General features: G+C 60.2%; 18 protein-coding genes. 5 read left to right on the top strand and 13 right to left on the bottom strand.

Annotated features, from left to right (window positions below; all coding sequences use genetic code 11):
- Positions 1–57: 57 nt before the first annotated feature.
- From glmU to pcsA, 12 genes are all read right to left on the bottom strand, one after another.
- Positions 58–1,419, bottom strand: coding sequence for a bifunctional UDP-N-acetylglucosamine diphosphorylase/glucosamine-1-phosphate N-acetyltransferase GlmU (gene glmU / locus J3O30_RS11340; RefSeq protein WP_207584214.1), 1,362 nt, complete (start codon positions 1,417–1,419; stop codon positions 58–60).
- A gap of 165 nt (positions 1,420–1,584) precedes the next feature.
- A complete protein-coding gene (locus J3O30_RS11335; RefSeq protein ID WP_207584213.1) occupies positions 1,585–2,370 on the bottom strand; it encodes a FadR/GntR family transcriptional regulator in 786 nt (261 codons plus the stop codon).
- A gap of 15 nt (positions 2,371–2,385) precedes the next feature.
- Positions 2,386–3,354 carry a galactofuranose ABC transporter, permease protein YjfF gene (gene yjfF / locus J3O30_RS11330; protein ID WP_207584212.1) on the bottom strand — a complete coding sequence of 323 codons (969 nt, stop codon included), beginning with the start codon at positions 3,352–3,354 and terminating at the stop codon, positions 2,386–2,388.
- Positions 3,351–4,364 carry an ABC transporter permease gene (locus J3O30_RS11325; RefSeq protein WP_207584211.1) on the bottom strand — a complete coding sequence of 338 codons (1,014 nt, stop codon included), beginning with the start codon at positions 4,362–4,364 and terminating at the stop codon, positions 3,351–3,353. Before J3O30_RS11325 ends, yjfF begins: the two co-directional genes overlap by 4 nt.
- Positions 4,361–5,884 (bottom strand): galactofuranose ABC transporter, ATP-binding protein YtfR, encoded by a 1,524-nt coding sequence (gene ytfR / locus J3O30_RS11320; protein WP_207584210.1) that lies wholly within the window; start codon positions 5,882–5,884, stop codon positions 4,361–4,363. Before ytfR ends, J3O30_RS11325 begins: the two co-directional genes overlap by 4 nt.
- A gap of 221 nt (positions 5,885–6,105) precedes the next feature.
- Complete coding sequence (ytfQ, locus tag J3O30_RS11315) at positions 6,106–7,068, bottom strand: galactofuranose ABC transporter, galactofuranose-binding protein YtfQ (protein WP_207584209.1); 963 nt, start codon at positions 7,066–7,068, stop codon at positions 6,106–6,108.
- Positions 7,069–7,212: 144 nt separating this feature from the next.
- Positions 7,213–8,289, bottom strand: coding sequence for a BMP family ABC transporter substrate-binding protein (locus tag J3O30_RS11310; RefSeq protein WP_207584208.1), 1,077 nt, complete (start codon positions 8,287–8,289; stop codon positions 7,213–7,215).
- A gap of 53 nt (positions 8,290–8,342) precedes the next feature.
- On the bottom strand, positions 8,343–9,263 hold the full coding sequence (locus tag J3O30_RS11305; protein WP_207584207.1) for an ABC transporter permease: 921 nt from the start codon (positions 9,261–9,263) through the stop codon (positions 8,343–8,345).
- Positions 9,260–10,345 carry an ABC transporter permease gene (locus J3O30_RS11300; RefSeq protein WP_207584206.1) on the bottom strand — a complete coding sequence of 362 codons (1,086 nt, stop codon included), beginning with the start codon at positions 10,343–10,345 and terminating at the stop codon, positions 9,260–9,262. Before J3O30_RS11300 ends, J3O30_RS11305 begins: the two co-directional genes overlap by 4 nt.
- Before the next feature lie 33 nt (positions 10,346–10,378).
- Positions 10,379–11,947 (bottom strand): ABC transporter ATP-binding protein, encoded by a 1,569-nt coding sequence (locus tag J3O30_RS11295; RefSeq protein WP_207584205.1) that lies wholly within the window; start codon positions 11,945–11,947, stop codon positions 10,379–10,381.
- Positions 11,948–11,986: 39 nt separating this feature from the next.
- A complete protein-coding gene (locus J3O30_RS11290; protein ID WP_207584204.1) occupies positions 11,987–12,967 on the bottom strand; it encodes a quinone oxidoreductase in 981 nt (326 codons plus the stop codon).
- Between the two features lie 10 nt (positions 12,968–12,977).
- Complete coding sequence (gene pcsA / locus J3O30_RS11285) at positions 12,978–13,706, bottom strand: phosphatidylcholine synthase (RefSeq protein WP_207584203.1); 729 nt, start codon at positions 13,704–13,706, stop codon at positions 12,978–12,980.
- 349 nt (positions 13,707–14,055) lie between these two features.
- On the opposite strand from pcsA, the gene J3O30_RS11280 reads away from it, so the two are divergent.
- On the top strand, positions 14,056–14,868 hold the full coding sequence (locus J3O30_RS11280) for a ferredoxin--NADP reductase (protein WP_003539571.1): 813 nt from the start codon (positions 14,056–14,058) through the stop codon (positions 14,866–14,868).
- Positions 14,869–14,917: 49 nt separating this feature from the next.
- Here J3O30_RS11280 and J3O30_RS11275 read toward each other — a convergent pair whose 3' ends face one another.
- Entirely contained in the window at positions 14,918–15,532 is a 615-nt protein-coding gene (locus tag J3O30_RS11275; protein ID WP_207584202.1) for a GntR family transcriptional regulator, read from the bottom strand.
- A gap of 261 nt (positions 15,533–15,793) precedes the next feature.
- Between J3O30_RS11275 and J3O30_RS11270 the strand changes: the two genes are divergently transcribed.
- From J3O30_RS11270 to J3O30_RS11255, 4 genes are all read left to right on the top strand, one after another.
- Positions 15,794–16,750, top strand: a complete 957-nt coding sequence (locus J3O30_RS11270; protein WP_207584201.1) for a LysR family transcriptional regulator — start codon at positions 15,794–15,796, stop codon at positions 16,748–16,750.
- Between the two features lie 185 nt (positions 16,751–16,935).
- Positions 16,936–17,949: an amino acid ABC transporter substrate-binding protein gene (locus J3O30_RS11265; RefSeq protein WP_207584200.1), complete on the top strand. Its 1,014-nt coding sequence runs from the start codon at positions 16,936–16,938 to the stop codon at positions 17,947–17,949.
- 51 nt (positions 17,950–18,000) lie between these two features.
- The gene (locus tag J3O30_RS11260) at positions 18,001–19,188 is read left to right on the top strand and encodes an amino acid ABC transporter permease (protein WP_207584199.1); all 1,188 of its coding nucleotides are present in this window, start codon (positions 18,001–18,003) and stop codon (positions 19,186–19,188) included.
- 1 nt (position 19,189) lies between these two features.
- Complete coding sequence (locus tag J3O30_RS11255) at positions 19,190–20,329, top strand: amino acid ABC transporter permease (protein ID WP_207584198.1); 1,140 nt, start codon at positions 19,190–19,192, stop codon at positions 20,327–20,329.
- The last annotated feature ends 98 nt before the right edge of the window (positions 20,330–20,427 follow it).

The following is a 20,427-nucleotide window of genomic DNA, read 5'->3' as shown; positions in this document are numbered from 1 at the left end:
TATTTCTCAATCACCTCGGCGGTCACTTTCAATTTCCGCCGGTTACGCAAAGCAGGCTCAAGCCTTCGCCTTCTTCGCCGCCTTGATGGCGAGCGCGCGCTCGCGCAGCAGCGTTGCGCGGCCGGGCTTGATCTCCTGGCGGGCACGGCCGAGTGCCAGCGCATCGGCCGGCACATTGACGGTGATGACGCTGCCGGAGGCGATATAGGCGCCGTCGCCGATCGTCACCGGCGCGACCAGCGAGGAGTTGGAGCCGATGAAGGCGTTTTCGCCGATCACCGTCTCGCTCTTGTTGACGCCGTCATAATTGCAGGTGATCGTGCCGGCGCCGATATTGCTGCCGGCGCCGATGACGGCATCGCCGATATAAGTCAGGTGATTGACCTTGGCGCCCTCGCCGATCCGACCATTCTTGACCTCGCAGAAATTGCCGACCTTGGCGCCGATGCCGAGATCGGCGCCCGGCCGCAGCCGCGCGAAGGGGCCGACGGTCGCGCCCTGGCTGACATGAGCGCCTTCGATATGCGAGAAGGCATGGATGACGGCGCCACTGTCGATCACCGCGCCGGGACCGAAGACCACATTCGGCTCGATCAGCGCATCCTGGCCGATGACGGTGTCGTAGGAGAGGAAGACCGTTTCCGGCGCGATCATGGTGACGCCTGAAAGCATCATTTGGTGGCGCCGGCGCTCCTGCCAGAAGCGCTCGATGACAGCGAGTTCGGCCCGGGTGTTGCAGCCGGTCATCTCGATTTCAGGGGCATCGACAGCGGTGACGCGTCCGCCGAGCGAACGGGCGATCTCGACGAGATCGGTCAGATAGAATTCGCCCTTGGCGTTGGCGTTGCCGATGCGCGAGAGAAGATCGAGCGCCTTGCGGCCGTTGATCGCCATCAGCCCGCTGTTGCACCAGGTGACGGTACGCTCGGCATCGGTCGCGTCCTTCTCCTCGCGGATGGCGATGAGTTCGCCGTCCTTGACGAGCAGACGGCCGTAGCCGGTCGGGCGGTCGGTGTGGAAGCCGATGACGACGATATCGCTGCCGTCGGCAAGGCCTTGGCGGGCGGCCTTGAGGGGGCCGTCGGTCTGCAGCGGCACGTCGCCATAGGTGACGAGGATATCGTCGTAACCCTTGGCAATCGCTTCGCGCGCCGCCAATACCGCGTGGCCGGTGCCAAGCCGTTCCTTCTGCAGGCAGGATTCGATGCCGACACCGCCAATGCTTGCGGCCTTTGCCACGTCCTCGGCATCGCGGCCGACGACGAGGGCGACGGACGAGATGCCGGCGGAGGCGACTGCCTCGACCACATGCGCAATCATCGGCCGGCCGGCGACCGGATGCAGCACCTTCGATTTCGAGGATTTCATCCGCGTGCTGTCACCGGCGGCAAGGATGACGGCAAGACAAGTGCGTTCCATGATGTGCTCCGCGAATCCGTGCCATGAGGCGGCTTTGATGCCTCATACTGCATAATTTCTGAAATCGGAATCGATTTTCGGAAAGCAGGCTTCGTGGATTGAAGGTCTTGCACGTCCCTTGCGCGCCCGAAAAAGACGCGCGGCGCTCTCAGATAAGCAAAGTCTCTACAGGTGTGAAATTTCGGCAGAAATCGGCACTATGACGGTCTCCGCACCGCGGGCAGCGAAGGCCTCGTGCACATGATGGCGGCCATCCAGGATGACGAGTTCCATGGCTCGGCGCGCAGCCAGGCCGTCGCCGGAAACGATCGCGTCGACGATGCGCATATGGGTGTCGGCGATATTGGCAAAACCGTTTTCGGATGGCGGCGTGCTCATGCGGAACATGCCGACGAGGGCCGCTTCGATGAGGCTGCCCAAGGTGCGCATGAAAGGATTGTGCGAGGCCTCGGCGAGTGCCAGGTGAAAGTTAAGGTCGGCAAGTGCCAGGCTGTCGGCAGTGTGGCCGCTCGCCGCCATCTCGAGCGCCAGTCCGCGCAGCGTCTCGATATCCTCTGCATTCGCCCGTTCGGCGACAAGACCGGCGGCGAAGGGTTCAAAGGCGAGACGAATATCGTAGAGCTGTAGCAGGAACTCTTCCGTCACACCATTGTCGAAGTGCCAGGCGATGATTTCGCTGTCGAACATGTTCCAGAGGTTCTTCTCGGTCACACGCGTGCCGACCCGCGCCTTGGCGACGACCATGCCCTTGGCGGCAAGCGTCTTCATCGTCTCACGCAAGACGGTACGGGACACCTTGAAGCGTTGCGCCAGTTCGGTGTCGCCAGGCAGGATCGAGCCGACAGGATAGGTGCCGGCGACGATACCCTTGCCGAGTTCGTCGACCACCTGCGCGTGGCTCGTCCGGGCTCTGCGCCCCGTCTTGCGGGTCTCGTCCAATTTGTTGCGCAAGCGATCCCTCTCCCCTCAGGCGTACCTCTTGTTCAGACTGGAAACGAACAGGATGGCTTTCTGCATCAGGATGAATGCAAAAAGCAAAAGGCCAATCAGGATCTTGGTCCACCAGCTCGACAGCGTGCCGTCGAAGGTGATGTAGGTCTGAATGAGCCCCTGGATCAGGATACCGATCAAGGTTCCCGCCACGAATCCCGCTCCTCCGGTCAGCAGCGTCCCCCCGATGACGACGGCCGCAATGGCATCGAGTTCGACGCCGACTGCTGCAAGAGAATATCCGGCAGAGGTGTACAGCGAAAAAACGATCCCGGAAAGGCCTGCCAGAAAGCCGGACAGCGCATAAATCTGGATTGTTGTGCGGCCGACCGGCACACCCATCAACCGCGCCGTCTGCGGGCCGCCGCCGAGTGCATAGACATTGGTGCCGAAACGGGTGCGCTGGGCGATGAAAATGCCGACGGCAAAGACCAGAAGCATGATGCCGCCGATCAGCGTCAGCCGGCCGCCTCCAGGCAGACGATAATAGAGGCTGGTCAGCGTCGAATAATATTCATGATCGATCGGAATGCTGTCGATCGAGAGCACGAAGGCCATGCCGCGCGCCAGGAACATGCCGGCGAGCGTGACGATGAAGGCCGGCATTTCGAGATAGTGGATGATTGCGCCCATGACCGCGCCGAAGGCGGTCGTGATGACGAGCACAAGCGCGAAGGCGAGCAGCGGATGGATCGAGGTCTTCTGCAGGATCACCGCAAGGAAGACGCCGGTGAAGGCGATGACCGACCCGATCGACAGATCGATGCCGCCCGAGATGATGACGAAGGTCATGCCGACGGCGGCGATGCCGAGAAAGGCGTTGTCGGTCAGGAGATTGCCGATGACGCGCGTCGACAGCATGTTCGGATATTGCAGCGTGCAACCGGCATAAGCGAGCACGAAAATGACGATGGTCGCAAGCAGCGGCAGGTATTTGGAGTTCATTTCGGCTGCTCCCTGCCGCTCTGCCGGCGGCTGGCGAAGATGGCGAGCGATTGCACCGCCGGCGACTGGATGACGAGGATGACGATAATGATGACGGCCTTGATGATCAGGTTGAATTCAGGCGGGAATCCGGAGGACAGAATGCCGGTATTCACCGCCTGGATGATCATCGCGCCGATCAGCGATCCGAGAATGCTGAAGCGGCCGCCGAGCAGCGAATTGCCGCCGACGACGACGGCGAGGATGGCGTCGAGTTCGAGCCAGAGGCCGGCATTGTTGGCGTCGGCGCCCTTGATGTCGGCGGCGACGATGATGCCTGCAATCGATGCGCAGAGCCCGCTCAGCATGTAGACCGCCATCAGCAGTACCGGCGTTTGGATGCCGGAGAGCGTGCTGGCGCGGCGATTGATGCCGACGGCCTCGATCAGCATGCCGAGCGCCGTGCGGCGGACGAGCAGGATGACGAGCAGGCCGACGAGCAGCCAGATGACAACAGGCATCGGCAGCAGGGCCATGGAACCGCTGCCGAAGAAGGTCAGGCCGTCATCGTTGAAGGTCAGGATAGCGCCTTCGGTGATGAGCTGGGCGATGCCACGGCCGGCGACCATCAGCACCAGCGTGGCGATGATCGGCTGGATATTGAGGACTGCCACGAGGAAACCGTTCCAGACGCCGCAGGCAATGCCGATCGCAAGCGTCAGGATGACGGTGTAGGCAACTGAATTTCCAGCGACAATCGACGAGGCGGCGACGGCGCCGCAGATGGCGACGACGGCTCCGACCGATAGATCAATGCCCTTGGTGGCAATCACCAGCGTCATGCCGATCGCCAACAGCGCCACCGGCGCGCCGCGGTTCAGGACGTCGATCAGGCTGCCATAGAGGCGGCCATTTTGAACCACAACATTAAAAAACTGCGGTGACGTTATGAAATTCAATAGAAGAATGACAACGAGCGCGATTAATTGCGGCGCCAGGCGATATGCCAGCGTCTTCAGCGAGGACTTCATGCATGCTCCGTCTTGTGCTCGGCGGCGGCGATGGCATCGACGATACCGGCGGCGGTGATGCGCTCGCCTGTCAGTTCGGCGATATGCTGCCTGTCGCGAAGTACGATGACACGTGAACTATAGGCGACAAGTTCTTCAAGTTCCGAGGAAATCACGATCAGCGACATGCCCTCGGCGCAGAGCTGTTCGATGAGCTTGATGATCTCGGCATGAGCGCCGACATCGATGCCGCGGGTCGGCTCGTCGAGGATCAGAAACTTGGGATTGGTCGCCAGCCAGCGGGCGAGGATCGCCTTCTGCTGATTGCCGCCGGAGAGCAGCCGAATCGGTTTTTCGCGATCGGTGGTGCGAATGTCGAGCGCCTTGATATAGCGATCGGCAAGCGCATTCTGCTCGGCGCGCGACAGCGGCCGCGTCCAGCCGCGGCGGGCCTGCAGCGCTAAGGCAATGTTCTCCCGGATCGACAGGTCGCCGACGATGCCGTCGGTCTTGCGGTCCTCGGGGCAGAAGCCAAAACCTTTTTCGATTGCGGCGCGCGGGCTCGAAAGCGCCACCGGCTGACCGTCGATCGTGGCGCTGCCGCTATCGGCATGTTCGATGCCGAAGAGCAGTTCGGCGGTTTCGGTGCGGCCGGAACCTAGCAACCCGGCAATGCCGACCACCTCACCGGCGCGCACGTCGAGATCGAAGGGCTTGACCTTGCCGCGTTTGCCGTAGCCTGCAAAACGATATCGGACTTCGCCGGCCGCAACGCTGCGTTCCCTGACCGTCTCCTCGACATGAGCCAGTTCGCGGCCGAGCATCATGGCAATCAGGCCCTGGCGCGGCAGATCGGCGGCGTCGCGGGTGCCGACGAGCTTGCCGTTGCGCAGCACGGTGATGCGGTCGCTGATCGCATAGACCTGCTCGAGAAAATGGGTGATGAAGACGATGCCCAGACCGCGCTTCTTCAGGTCCTCGATGATGCGGAAGAGCAGCGCCACTTCTTGGTTGTCGAGGCTTGCCGTCGGCTCGTCCAATATCAGCACCTTACCGGAAAGATCGACGGCGCGGGCGATGGCAACCACTTGCTGGACAGCGACGGAAAAACGGCCAAGCTCGGCGGTGACGTCGATATCGACGCCGTAGCCGGTCAGCAGGTCGCGCGCCTTGCGGTTCATCGCGCGCACGTCGGTCATGCCGAAACGCCTTGGCTGGCGTCCGAGAAACAGGTTTTCGGCGACGCTCAGATTGGTAAGGAGGTTGACCTCCTGGTAGACGGTGCCGATGCCAAGCTTCTGGGCGGCGAGTGTATTGGCCGGATTGATTTCATGGCCGTCGAGCGTCAGACTGCCCTCGTCACGATGATAGGCGCCGGTGATGCACTTGATCAGCGTCGATTTGCCGGCGCCATTCTCACCAAGCAGCGCGTGCACCTCGCCCTTGCGCAGCGTGAAATCGACCTTGTCCAACGCCACTGCGCCGGGAAAAAATTTCGATATTCCGGAAGCCGCGAGAACGTTCTCGAAATCGTCAGTCATAAGGGTCTGTTTTCCTGATATTGACCGCAAAGGCCGCGCCGCGGCCGGACATGAGGTCCCAAGGCGGCAAGGCAGTTCCGCACCGGTCCATGACGGGCCTGTGCGGTTCTACAGCGTCACGCGACTTTTCAGGCGCGTGACGCTGCAGTGCTTTGAATGCTGCATAATTCTACCCTCAAATCGATCCCGATTCAGGGATTATGCAGCGGTGTCAAATCAGATCAGTAGCCCTGACCCTTCTTCTGTTCGTAGACCTTCATCGGCTCGTCGGCAGGGGTGTAGAGCTTGGACTCGGTCTGGATCCACTTCGCCGGAGCCTTCTTGTCCTTCAGGTAGGCATCGAGGGCATCGAAGGCCGGGCCTGCCATGTTCGGCGTCAGCTCGACCGTGGCATTGCTTTCACCTTCGGACATCGCCTTGAAGATATCGGGAACGGCATCGATGGAGACGACGAGGATATCCTTGCCTGGCTTCAGGCCGGCTTCCTTGATCGCCTGGATGGCGCCGACGGCCATGTCGTCATTATGGGCGTAGAGTGCGCAGATGTCCTTGCCGCCATTCTCGGCCTTCAGGAAGCTTTCCATGACTTCCTTGCCCTTGGTGCGGGTGAAGTCACCGGTCTGGCTGCGAACGATCTTGAGATTGTCGTGACCGGCGAGAGCCTCTTCGAAGCCCTTCTTGCGGGCGATGGCCGGCGACGAACCGGTCGTGCCCTGCAGCTCGACGACGTTGCACTTCTTGTCGCCGACAGTCTTGACCAGGAAGTCGCCTGCGACCTTGCCTTCATGGACCAGGTCGGAGGTCACAGCCGTCAGGTAGAGATCGTCCGGAGCCTTGATGGTGCGGTCGAGAAGGATGACCGGAATCTTGGCTTCCTTGGCTTCCTTGAGAACGTCGTCCCAGCCGGTTTCAACGACCGGCGCAATGAGAATGGCATCGACGCCCTGAGCAATGAAGGAGCGCAAAGCCTTGATCTGGTTTTCCTGCTTCTGCTGTGCATCGGCAAACTTCAGATCGATGCCGCGCTTCTTGGCCTGCTCCTTGGTAACGGTCGTTTCAGCCGCACGCCAGCCCGATTCCGAGCCGATCTGCGAGAAGCCGACGGTCAGTCCGCCGGCCGAAGCCGAACCGAACATGCAGGCAGCAAGAATCGTGGCACTCAAAAGTGCAGTCTTCAATTTCATGATTTCCTCCCAAGCCGCATCTCGCGGCGCAGGGTCAAAAAATCATATAGTATTACTTTTGTAAATCGGAATCTTGGCATGCACTGCAGCAAAAAAAAGAGCACCCACAAGGGGCGCTCTTCGCAACTGCGAATTGAAGGCGACTTATTGCGCCGGCAGCTTGTCGTCGACGCCTTCGACATAGAAGTTCATGCCGAGCAGCGTGCCATCATCGGCCTTTTCGCCGGCCTTCAGCCAGGGTGTGCCGTCCTGCTTGTTGATCGGGCCGGTGAAGGGATGCAGTTCACCTGACTTGATCTTGGCTTCGGTTTCCTCTGCCATCTTCTTCACGTCGTCGGGCATGTTGGTGTAGGGCGCCATCTTCAAGATGCCGTCCTTGAGACCGTCCCAGCTCTGCTCGGACTTCCAGGTGCCGTCCAGAAGCGCATGGATGCGCTTGGAGTAGTAGGTGCCCCAGGTGTCGACAATCGCCGTCATCTGCGCCTTGGGACCGGCTGCGATCATATCGGACGCCTGACCGAAGGCGTGGATGCCGCGTTCTTCGGCAACCTGCATCGGCGCCGTCGTATCGGTGTGCTGGGTCAAGACGTCGACGCCCTGGTCGACCATCGCCTTGGCGGCGTCGGCTTCCTTGCCCGGGTCGAACCAGGTGTTGACCCAGATGACCTTCAGCTTGAAGCTCGGATCGACCGACTTGGCGCCTTGCTCAAACGAATTGATGCCCATCACCACTTCGGGAATCGGGAAGGAGGCGATGTAGGCGGCGCCGTGGTTCTTCGAGGTCTTCGCGGCAATCTGGCCTAGGATGTAGCGGCCTTCATAGAAACGCGAATTGTAGGTGGCGAGGTTGGGGCCGGACTTGTAGCCGGTGCCGTGCTCGAACTTGACCTTCGGGAACTTGGCGGCGACCTTGACGGTCGCATCCATGAAGCCGAAGGACGTCGTGAAGATCAGCTTGCAGCCGGAACGGGCAAGGCGCTCGATGGCGCGCTCGGCATCCGGGCCTTCCGGTACGTTTTCGAGGTAAGGCGTGTCGATCTTGTCGCCGAACTCGGTCTGGACCTGCTGGCGGCCGAGATCGTGGGCTTGCGAATAGCCGCCATCGGTGTGCGAACCGACATAGACGAAGCAGACCTTGGTCTTATCAGCAGCCTCTGCGGCGGACGAGATGCCGATCACGGCGGCGGCCGAGGCGGCGAGTGTGAATGCGAACTTCTTCATGGTGACCCCTGTTGGTTTGAAGTTATTGCGGAACCCGTCTTTGTGTTCTTGCCTTATCGCTCCGGCACGAAGGCTTTTCCGAGCGAGGCGGGCGTATTGATCAACGTCGTGCGCCGATTATGGGAAATGATGATGAGAACCACAATAGTCGCGGCATAGGGCAGCATCGAGAGGAACTGCGAGGGAATGCCGAGACCGAATGCCTGCGCGTGCAGCTGCAGGATGGTGACCGCGCCGAAGAGATAGCCGCCGGCAAAAACCCGCCACGGCCGCCAGGAGGCGAACACCACCAGCGCCAGCGTGATCCAGCCGCGGCCGGCCGACATGTTCTCCGCCCATTGCGGGGTGTAGACAAGCGACAGTTGGGCGCCGGCAAGACCGGCGCAGGCGCCGCCGAACATCACCGCCAGATATCGCGTGCGGATAACCTGAATGCCGAGCGCATGGGCCGAACCGTGACTGTCGCCGATCGCTCTCAGCTTCAGCCCGGCGCGGCTGCGGAACAGGAACCAGCTGACACCGACGACAAGCGCAATCGACAGGTAGAAGACCAGATCCTGCCTGAAGAGAACGTGGCCAATGACCGGAATATCCGACAGGCCCGGGATAACGATCTCTCCCAGCCGGATGCCGGGCACGCTGACATAGGCCTCGCCAAGCATGCCGGAGGCGCCGAGGCCGAGAAGGGTGAGCGCCAATCCCGTCGCCACCTGGTTTGCCACCAGGGTCAGCGTCAGGAAGGCGAAGAGAAGAGAGAAAAGCGCGCCTGCCGCAATGCCGCAGACGATGCCGACATAGGGCGAGCCCGACATTTGCGCGCCGGCAAAAGCGGCAACCGCGCCCATGATCATCATGCCTTCGACGCCGAGATTGAGCACGCCGGAACGCTCGGTGACGAGTTCGCCGAGGGCGGCGATGACGAGCGGCGTCGAGGCGGTGATGACCGTCAGCAGAATGGCTTCGAAGATGCTCATGCCGCCTCGCCCCTTAGCCGCGACCAGACAATGCGGATTTTGTAATAGATCAGCGTATCGCAGGACAGCACGAAGAACAGCAACAGCCCCTGGAAGACGCGGGTGACCTTGTCGGAGACCCCGAGCGACAGCTGTGCCGCCTCGCCGCCGAGATAGGTCAGCGCCAGCACCAGGCCGGAGGCGATGATGCCGAGCGGATTGAGGCGGCCGAGAAAGGCGACGATGATGGCGGTGAAGCCGTAGCCCGGCGAGATCGCCGGCTGCAGGTGGCCGATCGAGCCGGAGACCTCGGCTATCCCGGCAAGGCCGGCAAGAGCGCCCGAAAACAGAAAGCTGAACCAGATCATCTTCTTCGACGAGAAGCCGGCAAAGCGCCCTGCCCGCTCCGATTGGCCGAGCACGACGATCTCGAAGCCTTTCAGCGTATAACGCAGCATGAACCAGACGCCGATGGCCGCGACTATGGCGAAGATAAAGGCCCAATGCGCCCGGCCCGATTCTTCCCAGATCGCCGGCAGCACCGCCTCAGGGGCGAAATCGCGCGAGACCGGGAAGTTGAAGCCCTTCGGATCGCGCCAGGCGCCGCGAATGAGCCAATCGAGGAAGAGCTGGGCGATATAAACCAGCATCAGCGATGTCAGGATCTCATTGGTGTTGAAATGCGCTTTCAGCAGCGCCGGAATGGCGGCGAAAAGCGCACCGCCGAGCGCACCGAGGATGAGCATCAGCGGCAGCACCAGCGGCGAATGCCAATCGTAAAAGACGATCGGCAGATAGGAGCCGGTGATGGCGCCGATGGTGAACTGGCCTTCGGCGCCGATATTCCAGTTGTTCGAGCGATAGCAGACGGCCAGGCCGACGGCGATCAGGATGAGGGGTGCTGCCTTGATCGCCAGTTCGTGCAGCGACCAGACCTCGAGCAGCGGCTCGACGAAGAAGGCGTTCAGCGCCTCCACAGGGTCCTTGCCGAGCATTGCGAACATGATGGCGCCGAAGATCAGAGTCAGCACAAGGGCCAGCAGCGGCGAGACGAAAGCGTAGAGCTTCGAGATGTCGGGGCGTTTTTCGAGTTCAATGCGCATGGGCTGCCTCTTCAATGCGCATGGGGCGCCTCTTCAATGCGCATGGCGCGCCTCCGGGGCATTGCCGCTCTGGTGCAGGCCACCCATCAGCAGGCCGATCTTTTCGCGCGTCAGCTCGCCGGCCGCAGCCGGGCTGGAAAGGCGGCCTTCGCAGATGACGGCGATATCGGTCGCCACTTCGAAGATCTCGTCGAGATCCTGGCTGATGACGACAACCGCCGAACCGCTTCTGGCCAGATCGACCAATGCCTGGCGGATGCGGCTAGCAGCACCCGCATCGACGCCCCAGGTCGGCTGGTTGACGACGAGCACCGCCGGCTGGCGGTCGAGCTCGCGGCCGACGATGAACTTTTGCAGATTTCCGCCGGACAAGGAGCCGGCGGCCGGATCATCGCCGCTCTTGCGGACATCCATGGCCTCGGAAATCCGCCGCGCGGCAGATTTCACCGCTCCATGGCGGATGATGCCGAGCAGGCCGAGAAACGCCTTGCGGTCCGACTGGCTGCGGGCGAGCACCAGATTGTCCGACAGTTTCATGGCGGAAACGGCGGCATGGCCGTGACGCTCCTCCGGCACGAAGCCGGCGCCGAGCAGGCGGCGAGCGGTGATGCCCTGGGTGCCGACCGGCCTTTTACGGATGATGATTGCGTCGGGCGACGCGACCGGATATTCGCCGGACAGCGCATCGAAGAGCTCGCTCTGGCCGTTGCCGGCGACACCGGCAATGGCGAGGATTTCGCCAGCGCGGACCGTCATCGAGACGTCACGCAGCGGCATGGCGAAAGGCGTGCGGGCGGCGACGGAAAGGTTGGCAACGGCAAGCTGCACCTCGCCCTTGTCGCTGCACTCCGGATGGGTGACAGTCGCCACCTCGCTGCCGACCATCATGCGGGCGAGCGAGGCGGGCGTTTCCTGCTTCGGATCGCAGGCACCGGTGACGCGGCCATGGCGCAGCACGGTGGCGCGGTCGCAGATGCGCTGCACCTCTTCCAGGCGGTGGCTGATATAGAGAACCGAACGGCCCTCGGCGCGCAGCTTGAACAGCGTCTCGAACAGCCTGTCGGCCTCCTGCGGCGTCAGCACCGAGGTCGGCTCATCGAGAATGATCAGCTTCGGATTTTGCAGCAGCGCACGGACGATCTCGATGCGCTGGCGCTCGCCGACCGAGAGATCGGCAACATGGGCGTGCGGATCGAGCGGCAGGCCGTAAGCCTGCGACAGTGCCCTCGCCTCCTCGGCGATCCTGTCGATCGGGATGGCGTCATCGAGCGAGAGCGCGATGTTTTCGGCAACCGTCAGCGCCTCGAACAGCGAAAAATGCTGGAAGACCATGCCGATGCCGAGCTTGCGGGCTTCACCCGGCGAGGTGATCGAGACCTGCTTGCCCTGCCAGAGGATATGCCCGTCCGTCGGCTCCAGTACGCCGAACAGCATCTTCACCAGCGTGGATTTGCCGGCGCCATTTTCGCCGAGAAGCGCATGAATTTCGCCCGGCGCGATATCGAGATCGATTTCATTGCAGGCTGCAAAGCCACCGAAGAACTTCGTCAGCTTCTGGACGGATAATAACGCACCGGACTCCGGCACATTCAATGGCGACACGTTCCCCTCATTTCTTCTGCCAACCGGTCCGATCGGATCTCATGGAATCAGCAGCGTCGTTCCTGTTGTTTTTCTTGTTTCCAGATCCGCGTGAGCCTGCCCAACCTCACGTAACGGATAGGTTTGATTGATATTGATACGCACTTTGTTGCTTTGCACAACATCAAATAGCGCCTTTGCACTGTCGATCAATTCCTGGCGCGCGGCGATGTAGGTGAATAGCGTCGGCCGCGTCGCAAACAGCGACCCCTTCTGCGCCAGCATCGCCAGGGTGAAATTCTCGATCGGCCCGGAGGATTGGCCGAAGGAGGCAAAAAGGCCGCGCGGCTTCAGGCAATCGAGCGACTGTGGAAAAGTATCCCGGCCGATCGAATCGTAGACGACATCGACGCCTTTGCCGGCGGTGATCTCGCGGACGCGGACGGCGAAGTCCTCGCTCTTGTAGTTGATCACATGGTCGTAGCCATGGGCGAGCGCCAGCTGGACCTTGTCTTCGGAGCCCGCCGTGCCGATGACGGTAGCGCCGAGCGCCTTTGCCCATTGGCCGGCGATCAGCCCGACGCCGCCTGCTGCGGCATGAAACAACAGCACTGTCTCAGGGCCGACCTTGAAGGTGCGGTTCAGCAGATATTCGGCAGTCATGCCCTTCAACATCATCGCCGCCGCCGTTTCGAGCTCGATGCCGTCAGGCACATGCACCAGATGGCGCGTCTCGATATTGCGCTCAGCGCTATAGGCGCCGTCGGCGCTGGCATAGGCGACACGGTCACCGAGCTTGAAATCCGTAACGCCGGGGCCGACCGATGTCACGGTGCCGGCGCCCTCCTTGCCGGTGACGAAGGGTAGATGCGGCACCTTGTAGGAGCCGTTGCGGAAATAGACATCGATGAAATTGAGGCCGACCGCCGCTTGGCCGATCTGCACCTCACCGACTGAGGGCGGCGAGAGGTCGAGCTCGACATAGTCGAAAACCTCCGGCCCGCCCGTCCTCGAGAATGAAACCGCCTGCGTTTTGGTCATCTGGCTTGTCCTATGCTTCGCGTCCGAGAGCGGGGAAGAATTGCAGCACCGCACCGATGACGTAAAGATAGAGCCCGGTCACGATGAAGAGAATGAGCGCCCATTCGGGTGTGTCGAAGTGCATCAGCAGCGAAAAGATGCCCAGCGCCGACCACAGGAAGAAGACGCCGAGATTGAGCGGGCGCAGCCTTTTGACGCGGACCGGGTGCAGGAAATTGATCGGCAGGAAGGTCAGCACCACCGAAACGATGACGACGGCGAGCGCCGTCGTCGCGCTGGCATCGATGACGAACAGCGTGAAAACGATCATGTTCCAGACGACAGGGAAGCCGGAGAAGAAGTACTCCTCGGTCTTCATGCCCATATCGGCATAGTAAATGGCGCTTGAGATGACGATCATGCCGGCGGCGACGAAGGACCAGGGCTCGCCGATCATGCCGCTCTGATAGAGCGCGAAAGCCGGCAGCAGCACATAGGTGACGTAGTCGATGATATTGTCGAGCGTATCGCCAGACCAGTTCGGCAGCACTTCCTTGACGCGCACCTTGCGGGCGATCGGCCCGTCTATGCCGTCGACGAGAAGGGCAAGGCCCAGCCACCAGAACATGTCGATGAAGCGGTGCTCAGCGGCGGCAACGACGCCGAGAAAGGCAAGGAAGGAGCCGGAGGCCGTCAGGATATGGACGGAAAAGGCGCGCATCTCCGCGTAAGGAACACGCTTGTACTTGAAAATCTTCATATTCCCCCGACCGCCCTATCGCGCTCGCCCCGGCAAGCATCTTTTTTCGCCAACTATCACCGGACCCCTCTTGCTGAATCGGGTCCCGACGCCGTAGGTCTTTGTTGTCGCACCGTTTTTGCCGAAAACCGGCATCGATATCAGGCGCGCCGCCCTAATATGCATCCTTTGCCGGGCTTCGCCAGCGGGAAATACGACATTGCCCGCGAGCCATTGAATCCTGACAATGGCATGCATATTTCCCTTCAGGAGTGGTGCGTGGAATGGAATACCTTTAATTCGGGCGCGATTTGTAATATCTCGCTCGCATCCGACAGTTCATCCGACGAATACGGGATCCGCTACCGCAATGAACGCGCCTGCAAAGACCGAAGACTTCGCCTTGTCCATCCCCGCCGGCGTCTATGCCGAGACGGTGCTCGATGTCACCCACTATACCGACCGGCTCTTCCGCTTCACGATGACCCGGCCGCAGGGCTTCCGTTTCCGTTCCGGCGAATTCGCGATGATCGGCCTGATGGTCGAGGGCAAGCCGGTTTTCCGCGCCTATTCGATCGCCAGCCCAGCCTGGGCCGAAGAGCTTGAATTCTTCTCGATCAAGGTGCCGGACGGCCCGCTCACCTCGCATCTGCAGGCGATCAAGCCGGGCGACCAGGTACTGATGCGCAAGAAGCCCACCGGCACGCTGGTGCTCGATGCGCTGACCCCCGGCCGCCGTCTCTACATGTTCTCGACGGGAACGGGCATTGCGCCTTTCGCCAGCCTGATCCGCGATCCAGAGACTTATGAGAAGTTCGAGGAAGTCATCCTCACCCACACGACACGCGATGTCGCCGAGCTGAAATACGGCTTCGACCTGGTGCACGAGATCCAGAACGACGAGTTGCTGAAGGAAGTCGTCGGCGACAAGCTGCGGCATTATCCGACGGTCACGCGCGAGGATTTCGAATATCGCGGCCGCATCACCGACCTGATCTCCTCCGGCAAGCTGTTTACCGATCTCGGCGTGCCGCCGCTCGACCCGGTGATCGACCGCGGCATGATCTGCGGTTCCTCGGCGATGCTGAAGGATACCAAGGAACTGCTCGAAAAGGCCGGCCTCGATGAAGGCGCCAATAGCAAGCCCGCCGAATTCGTCATCGAACGCGCTTTCGTCGGCTGACGTTTTCCGACAATCAGATCTGACAGCGGCTCCGGAAACGGGGCCGTTTCTATGTCTGGGCGAGATAGTCGATCAGCACCGCCATCGCGGCGCGCGCCTCATCCTGATTGCCCTGATGGATGGCGCGGATGACGGCGACATGCAGCGCGATGGCGCGATCCATGCGCTCCGGGCTTGCCGTCGAATACCAGAGGCGACGTGAATGCGTCTGCACCGGGCCGAGCGCTGCCATGATGAAGCCGTTCGGGCAGGCCTCCTCAAGGATTTCGTCGAAAGCCTTGTCGGCGGCGAAGAAGCCGGCGAGATCGCCGGTGACGGCGCATTCCTCCATCGCACGCGCGCAGTCGATGAGGCGTTCACGCTGCTCGTCGGTTGCATGTTCGGCAACGAGGCTAGCTGCGATCGGCTCCAGCTCGCGGCGCACCTGCATGACATTGCCGTGGTCTTCCGGCGCGATCTCGGCCACCTGCAGCCCGACGCGCGGCTTCACCAGGATCAGCCCCTGCCAGGCAAGCTTCTGGATCGCCTCGCGCACCGGCGTACGCCCATGGCCCGCCATATCGATTAGCTGTTTTTCGGTAACCAGCGCCCCGGGCTTCAGCGCCAGCGTGACGATCAGATGCTCGAGCGCGAGATAAGCTAGATGGCTCTGTGACGTCTGCATGCTGGAGTCCAATGCCACTGATATATCTTATGTGCGTGCCGCATCCGGCGCGGTCATCTGATATATCATCATGCCGACAACATGTTAACCACCCGTCTCAAGGCTAAGTGCCCATGAAGGATGGCTTCGTGGAAGCCTGTCCCTTCAGCGTTCAGTGCCATCGAACTCGCTATGAGATATCGACGTCCCGCACCCGACGATTGTCATGCGCGAGACGAAATGCTTCGATGGAAGCCATGAGGCAGTTTCATGGAGTCTGGAATGTCTTCTGACGACGTTGATCTCAATCTTCTGCGCGTATTCGATGTCCTGATGCAAGAGCGGAGCGTGACGAGCGCTGCCGATCATCTGGGCCGGACCCAATCCGCGGTCAGTCACTCGCTCGCCAAGCTTCGCATCATTTTCAAGGACGAGCTTTTTACCCGCGACGGCGGATTGATGAGGCCAACGCCGCGCGCATTAGAGCTTATCGGGGGCATATCTGATGCCCTCGGAAAAATTCGCACGTCGATCGGACGATATAAAGTCTTCGACCCGGCAACGACCGAACGAAAGTTCCGCGTGGGGCTCACCGACTATCATGCGATGATTTTCCTCCCGGGTCTCATCCGGGAATTCTCCAGACAGGCGCCACACGCCACCCTGAATGTCATCCCTGCGAACCGCGCCGAAGCCGAAAGCGCAGATTATTTCCGCCAGGTCGACTGCACTTTGACGGGCGCAAGTCTGAAAGACGACCCCAACCTGACAAAAACCGAGCTTGGACAGGACAGGATGCTGTGTGCCGTTTGGAGTGGCAGCCAAATCGCCAAGGTTCCGTTGAGTTTGGAAGATTACCTTACAGCCTCTCACCTTCAAATTTCCGCCGATGGTCTTTCTGAGGGGTTGGCGGATGGGGCACTCAAAGAGCGTGGCCTTAGGCGAAAGGTCGTTGCAACCATTTCGAACTACTTGGTGATGCCCTGGGTGCTCAGAGGGACCGACTTGATCACGCATTGTGGCGACGGCATTTTTCAAATGCTTGATGAAGCAAGCGAGGTGACACTCCTGTCGCCGCCTATTCCCATTCCCTCAGTCAGCACGAACCTCGTCACTCATCGGCAGATGTCTGCCGATCAGGGAACACTCTGGCTGCGTCGATTGATAACCGAATTGTACCACGCCGCTCAAATCAGAAAAAACGAACTCATACTGGCAAACAATATCGTCGCGCGATGAGGAGCGTCGACAAGCATCCAAGCGTCATCATCCGGCTGTGTGCCCGGCGTTAGATATGGATGCGAGGAAATTACGGCCGCGGCACCGAATGAATTTCATTCATAAAGTTGATGACGACAATCAATTTGACGATTAGCCGCCAGCGAGCCACCCTCTTTTACAGAATTAAAAAAGGGGATCATTCAATGCGAAAATTACTGGCTACAGTTTTCGGCGCAGCAATCGCCGCCCATGCATGCCCCGTCTGGGCGGGGACATTGGACGACGTTAAGGCAAAAGGTGTGCTCACATGTGGGACAAATCCGGCAACGGCGGGTTTCAGCGTCCCTGACAACGATGGGAAATGGACAGGCTTCGTCGTCGACTACTGCCGTGCTGTGGCCGCTGGCGTCCTCGGCGATGCCACGAAGGTCAAGTTCATACCGCTCAACGCCAAGGATCGATTTACTGCGCTCCAGTCCGGTGAGATCGACATCCTGGCCCATAATGCGACCTGGACATCCTCGCGCGACACCTCCCTTGGTATCATCTTTGCCGGCACTTATTTCTACGACGGCCAAGGCTTTATGGTTCGCAAGTCCGAGAAAATACAGTCTGCTAAGAATCTGGATGGTGCTTCGATTTGCGTTTCGCAGGGGACTACTGCCGAGTTGAACCTTGCCGACTATTTCCGCACCAACGGCATGAGCTACAGTGCCGTCGGTTTTGCGGATGAAGAGGCTGTTATCAAGGCCTACGAAGAAGGGCGTTGCGACGTTTTTTCCGCAGACACATCGAGCTTGAACGCTGCGCGCATTCGTATGGCGAAGCCCGAAGAGAATGTTGTGCTCCCTGAAATCATTTCGAAGGAGCCGCTGGGTCCGGCAGTCCGCCAGGGTGACGACCAGTGGCTGAACGTCGCCAAGTGGACGCTCAATGTTATGCTGGCTGCCGAAGAATTCGGCGTCACCTCGAAGAATATCGACGAAATGAAGCATTCCGACGATCCGAACATTCGCCGCCTCCTGGGCGTCGAAGGAAGCTTCGGCAAGGACGTCGGGCTCGGAGAAACCTGGTCTCAGGACATCATCAAGCAGGTCGGCAACTATTCCGAGATTTTCGAGCGTTCGATCGGCAAGGAATCTCCCTTAAAGATAGAACGTGGCGTGAATGCGCTCTGGAACGCCGGTGGCCTTCAGTACGCACCCCCCATCCGTTGATCCACGAGGCCGCCACGAGGAGCGGCGGCCTCTTCATAGTTGGAGGAACGAATGGTTGCCATCTCTCAGCCTACGCAGGTGCGCAGGAACTTCTCGTTCTATGACAAAAAGCTTCGCGGGATCGCTTATCAAACCGCATTGGCTGTGAGCCTTGCAGTGATCATCGCCGGGGTTGCAACCCAAACTGTTTCCAACATGAAACAGCGCGGCATTCCTCTTACCTTTGATTTCTGGAAGCAGACGTCAGGCTTCCAGATCAATCAGACGCTGATCCCATACGACAGCTTATCGACGTACGGCCAGGCTTTTTGGGTGGGTGTTGCCAATACGCTCCTGGTCAGCGCAATCGGTATCATGCTTGCCACGGTCATCGGCTTCCTCGTCGGTATTTCTCGCCTTTCCGCCAACTGGATAGCAGCCAAGGTCGCGGCCTCATATGTCGAAGTCATCCGCAATGTCCCGCTGCTGCTTCAACTTCTGTTCTGGTACAATGCAGTCCTCAAGCCGCTGCCTGCTCCAAAGGCATCGATCTCCCTTCCAGGGGGAATCTACCTCAACAACCGCGGAATAATAATGCCGGCGGTTGAGCTTCAGGCAGGGGCCGGCTGGATCGGTGTGGCAGTTGTTGCCGCGGTGGCTGTGGCTGTCGCATTTGGAGCCTACACTCGGACGGTCCAGAAGCGAACGGGCAAGCAGCTTCCGATCTTACTCGTCACCCTAATCGCCCTTATCGGGCTGCCCCTGCTTGCTTCTCTGGTGGTGGGCAACCCCTGGACCTTCATCTATCCGGAATTGAAGGGTTTCAATTTCCGCGGCGGCCTGCAAATCTATCCCGAGTTCGCGGCTCTCCTGATCGGTCTTTCTGTCTACACCGCGTCATTCATCGCCGAGATCGTCCGTGGCGGCATTCAGGCCGTTTCCAGGGGGCAGACAGAAGCAGCCCACGCACTCGGTTTCTCGAACGGCAAAACGTTGCGCCTCGTTGTGGTCCCGCAAGCTTTGCGGATCATCATCCCGCCTCTGACCAGTCAATATCTGAATTTGATCAAGAACTCGTCGCTCGCTGTTTTCATCGGTTATCCCGACCTCGTTCAGGTCTTCGCAGGATCGGTGCTCAACCAAACGGGAGCGGCGGTCCAGGTGATGGCCATAACGCTCGCAGTCTATCTCGTCATCTCCTTGATCACATCGGCCGCCATGAACGGCTTCAATCAGCGTTTCGCGCTCGTGGAGAGATGAGATGAACGAAACTCTTCATGCACCGGCTCCATATCAGCATGAATATCTGCCTGCTGTCCCGCCTCCGGGCGACATCCAGCCCGGCCTCGTGACTTGGACACGAAAGAACCTGTTCTCAAGTCCCTTTTCCTGCCTGTTGACCGTGTGCTTCACCGGTCTGGCGGTGTGGCTCGTTTCGCAATTCCTGAGCTTTGCGTTGTTTAAGGCGGTGTGGAGCGGTGACAGCGAAGCCTGTCGCATCAATCCCGACGGTGCATGCTGGTCCTTTATCGGCGCTAAACTGAACTATCTTCGCTATGGAGCATATCCAGCAACCGAGCGCTGGCGCGTCGACTTAACGCAGGTGGTTGGTGCTTCCTTGATCGGTTGGCTCCTATGGCGGAATGCCCCGCGTCGGAACATGGCAGCACTGCTGTTTTTCGGAATCTATCCCATTGTGGCGTTTGCGCTGCTTCGTGGCGTGGCAACGATTGGCCTACCGGTCATAGACACCACCCTCTGGGGCGGGATGATGATCACCCTCTTGATGTCCGTCATAGGGATCGTGTTTTCGCTGCCATTTGGTATCGTTCTCGCGCTCGGCAGACGTTCCGAACTCCCTATCGTCAAAGCCGTTTGCGTCTTCTATATCGAGGTTGTCCGAGGCGTACCGTTTATCACCGTGCTCTTCATGGCGAACTTCATGATGCCCCTCTTCGTGCCTGAGGCGCTTACGCCGGACAGGCTTTTGCGCCCGATGATCGGCACTGCCCTCTTCTCCGCGGCTTACATGGCCGAGGTGGTGCGTGCCGGCCTGCAGGCTATCCCCAGTGGGCAATACGAAGGCGCTCAGGCTCTGGGCCTCGGCTACTTCACGATCATGTGGCTCATCATCCTGCCTCAAGCGCTCGCGATCGTGATTCCCGGCATCGTTTCGACATTCATAGGACTTTTCAAGGATACGACGCTCGTCGCGATTGTCGGCATAGCGGACTTCCTGCGAGCGATTGAAACGGCCCGCATCGATCCGACCTGGGCGGGGCCAACGATCTCGTCAACCGGCTACCTATTCGCCGCGGTTGTCTACTGGATCTTCTGCTTTGGGATGTCTCGGTATTCCATGTCCGTGGAACGTCATCTCGCGCGCGGTCACAAATCATAGGAAATCTCGATGCTGGACAATCCGAAATACGCGCCGGCTGGTGACGTCGAGACCGCAGTTGAGCTTCAGGCCTGAGGTGATCGTCCCGCCCGTTCAAT

Source organism: Rhizobium sp. NZLR1 (genome assembly GCF_017357385.1).
GTDB lineage: Bacteria > Pseudomonadota > Alphaproteobacteria > Rhizobiales > Rhizobiaceae > Rhizobium.
Note: the sequence above shows the minus strand (reverse complement) of the source record. Positions and strands in the feature narration are given on the sequence as shown.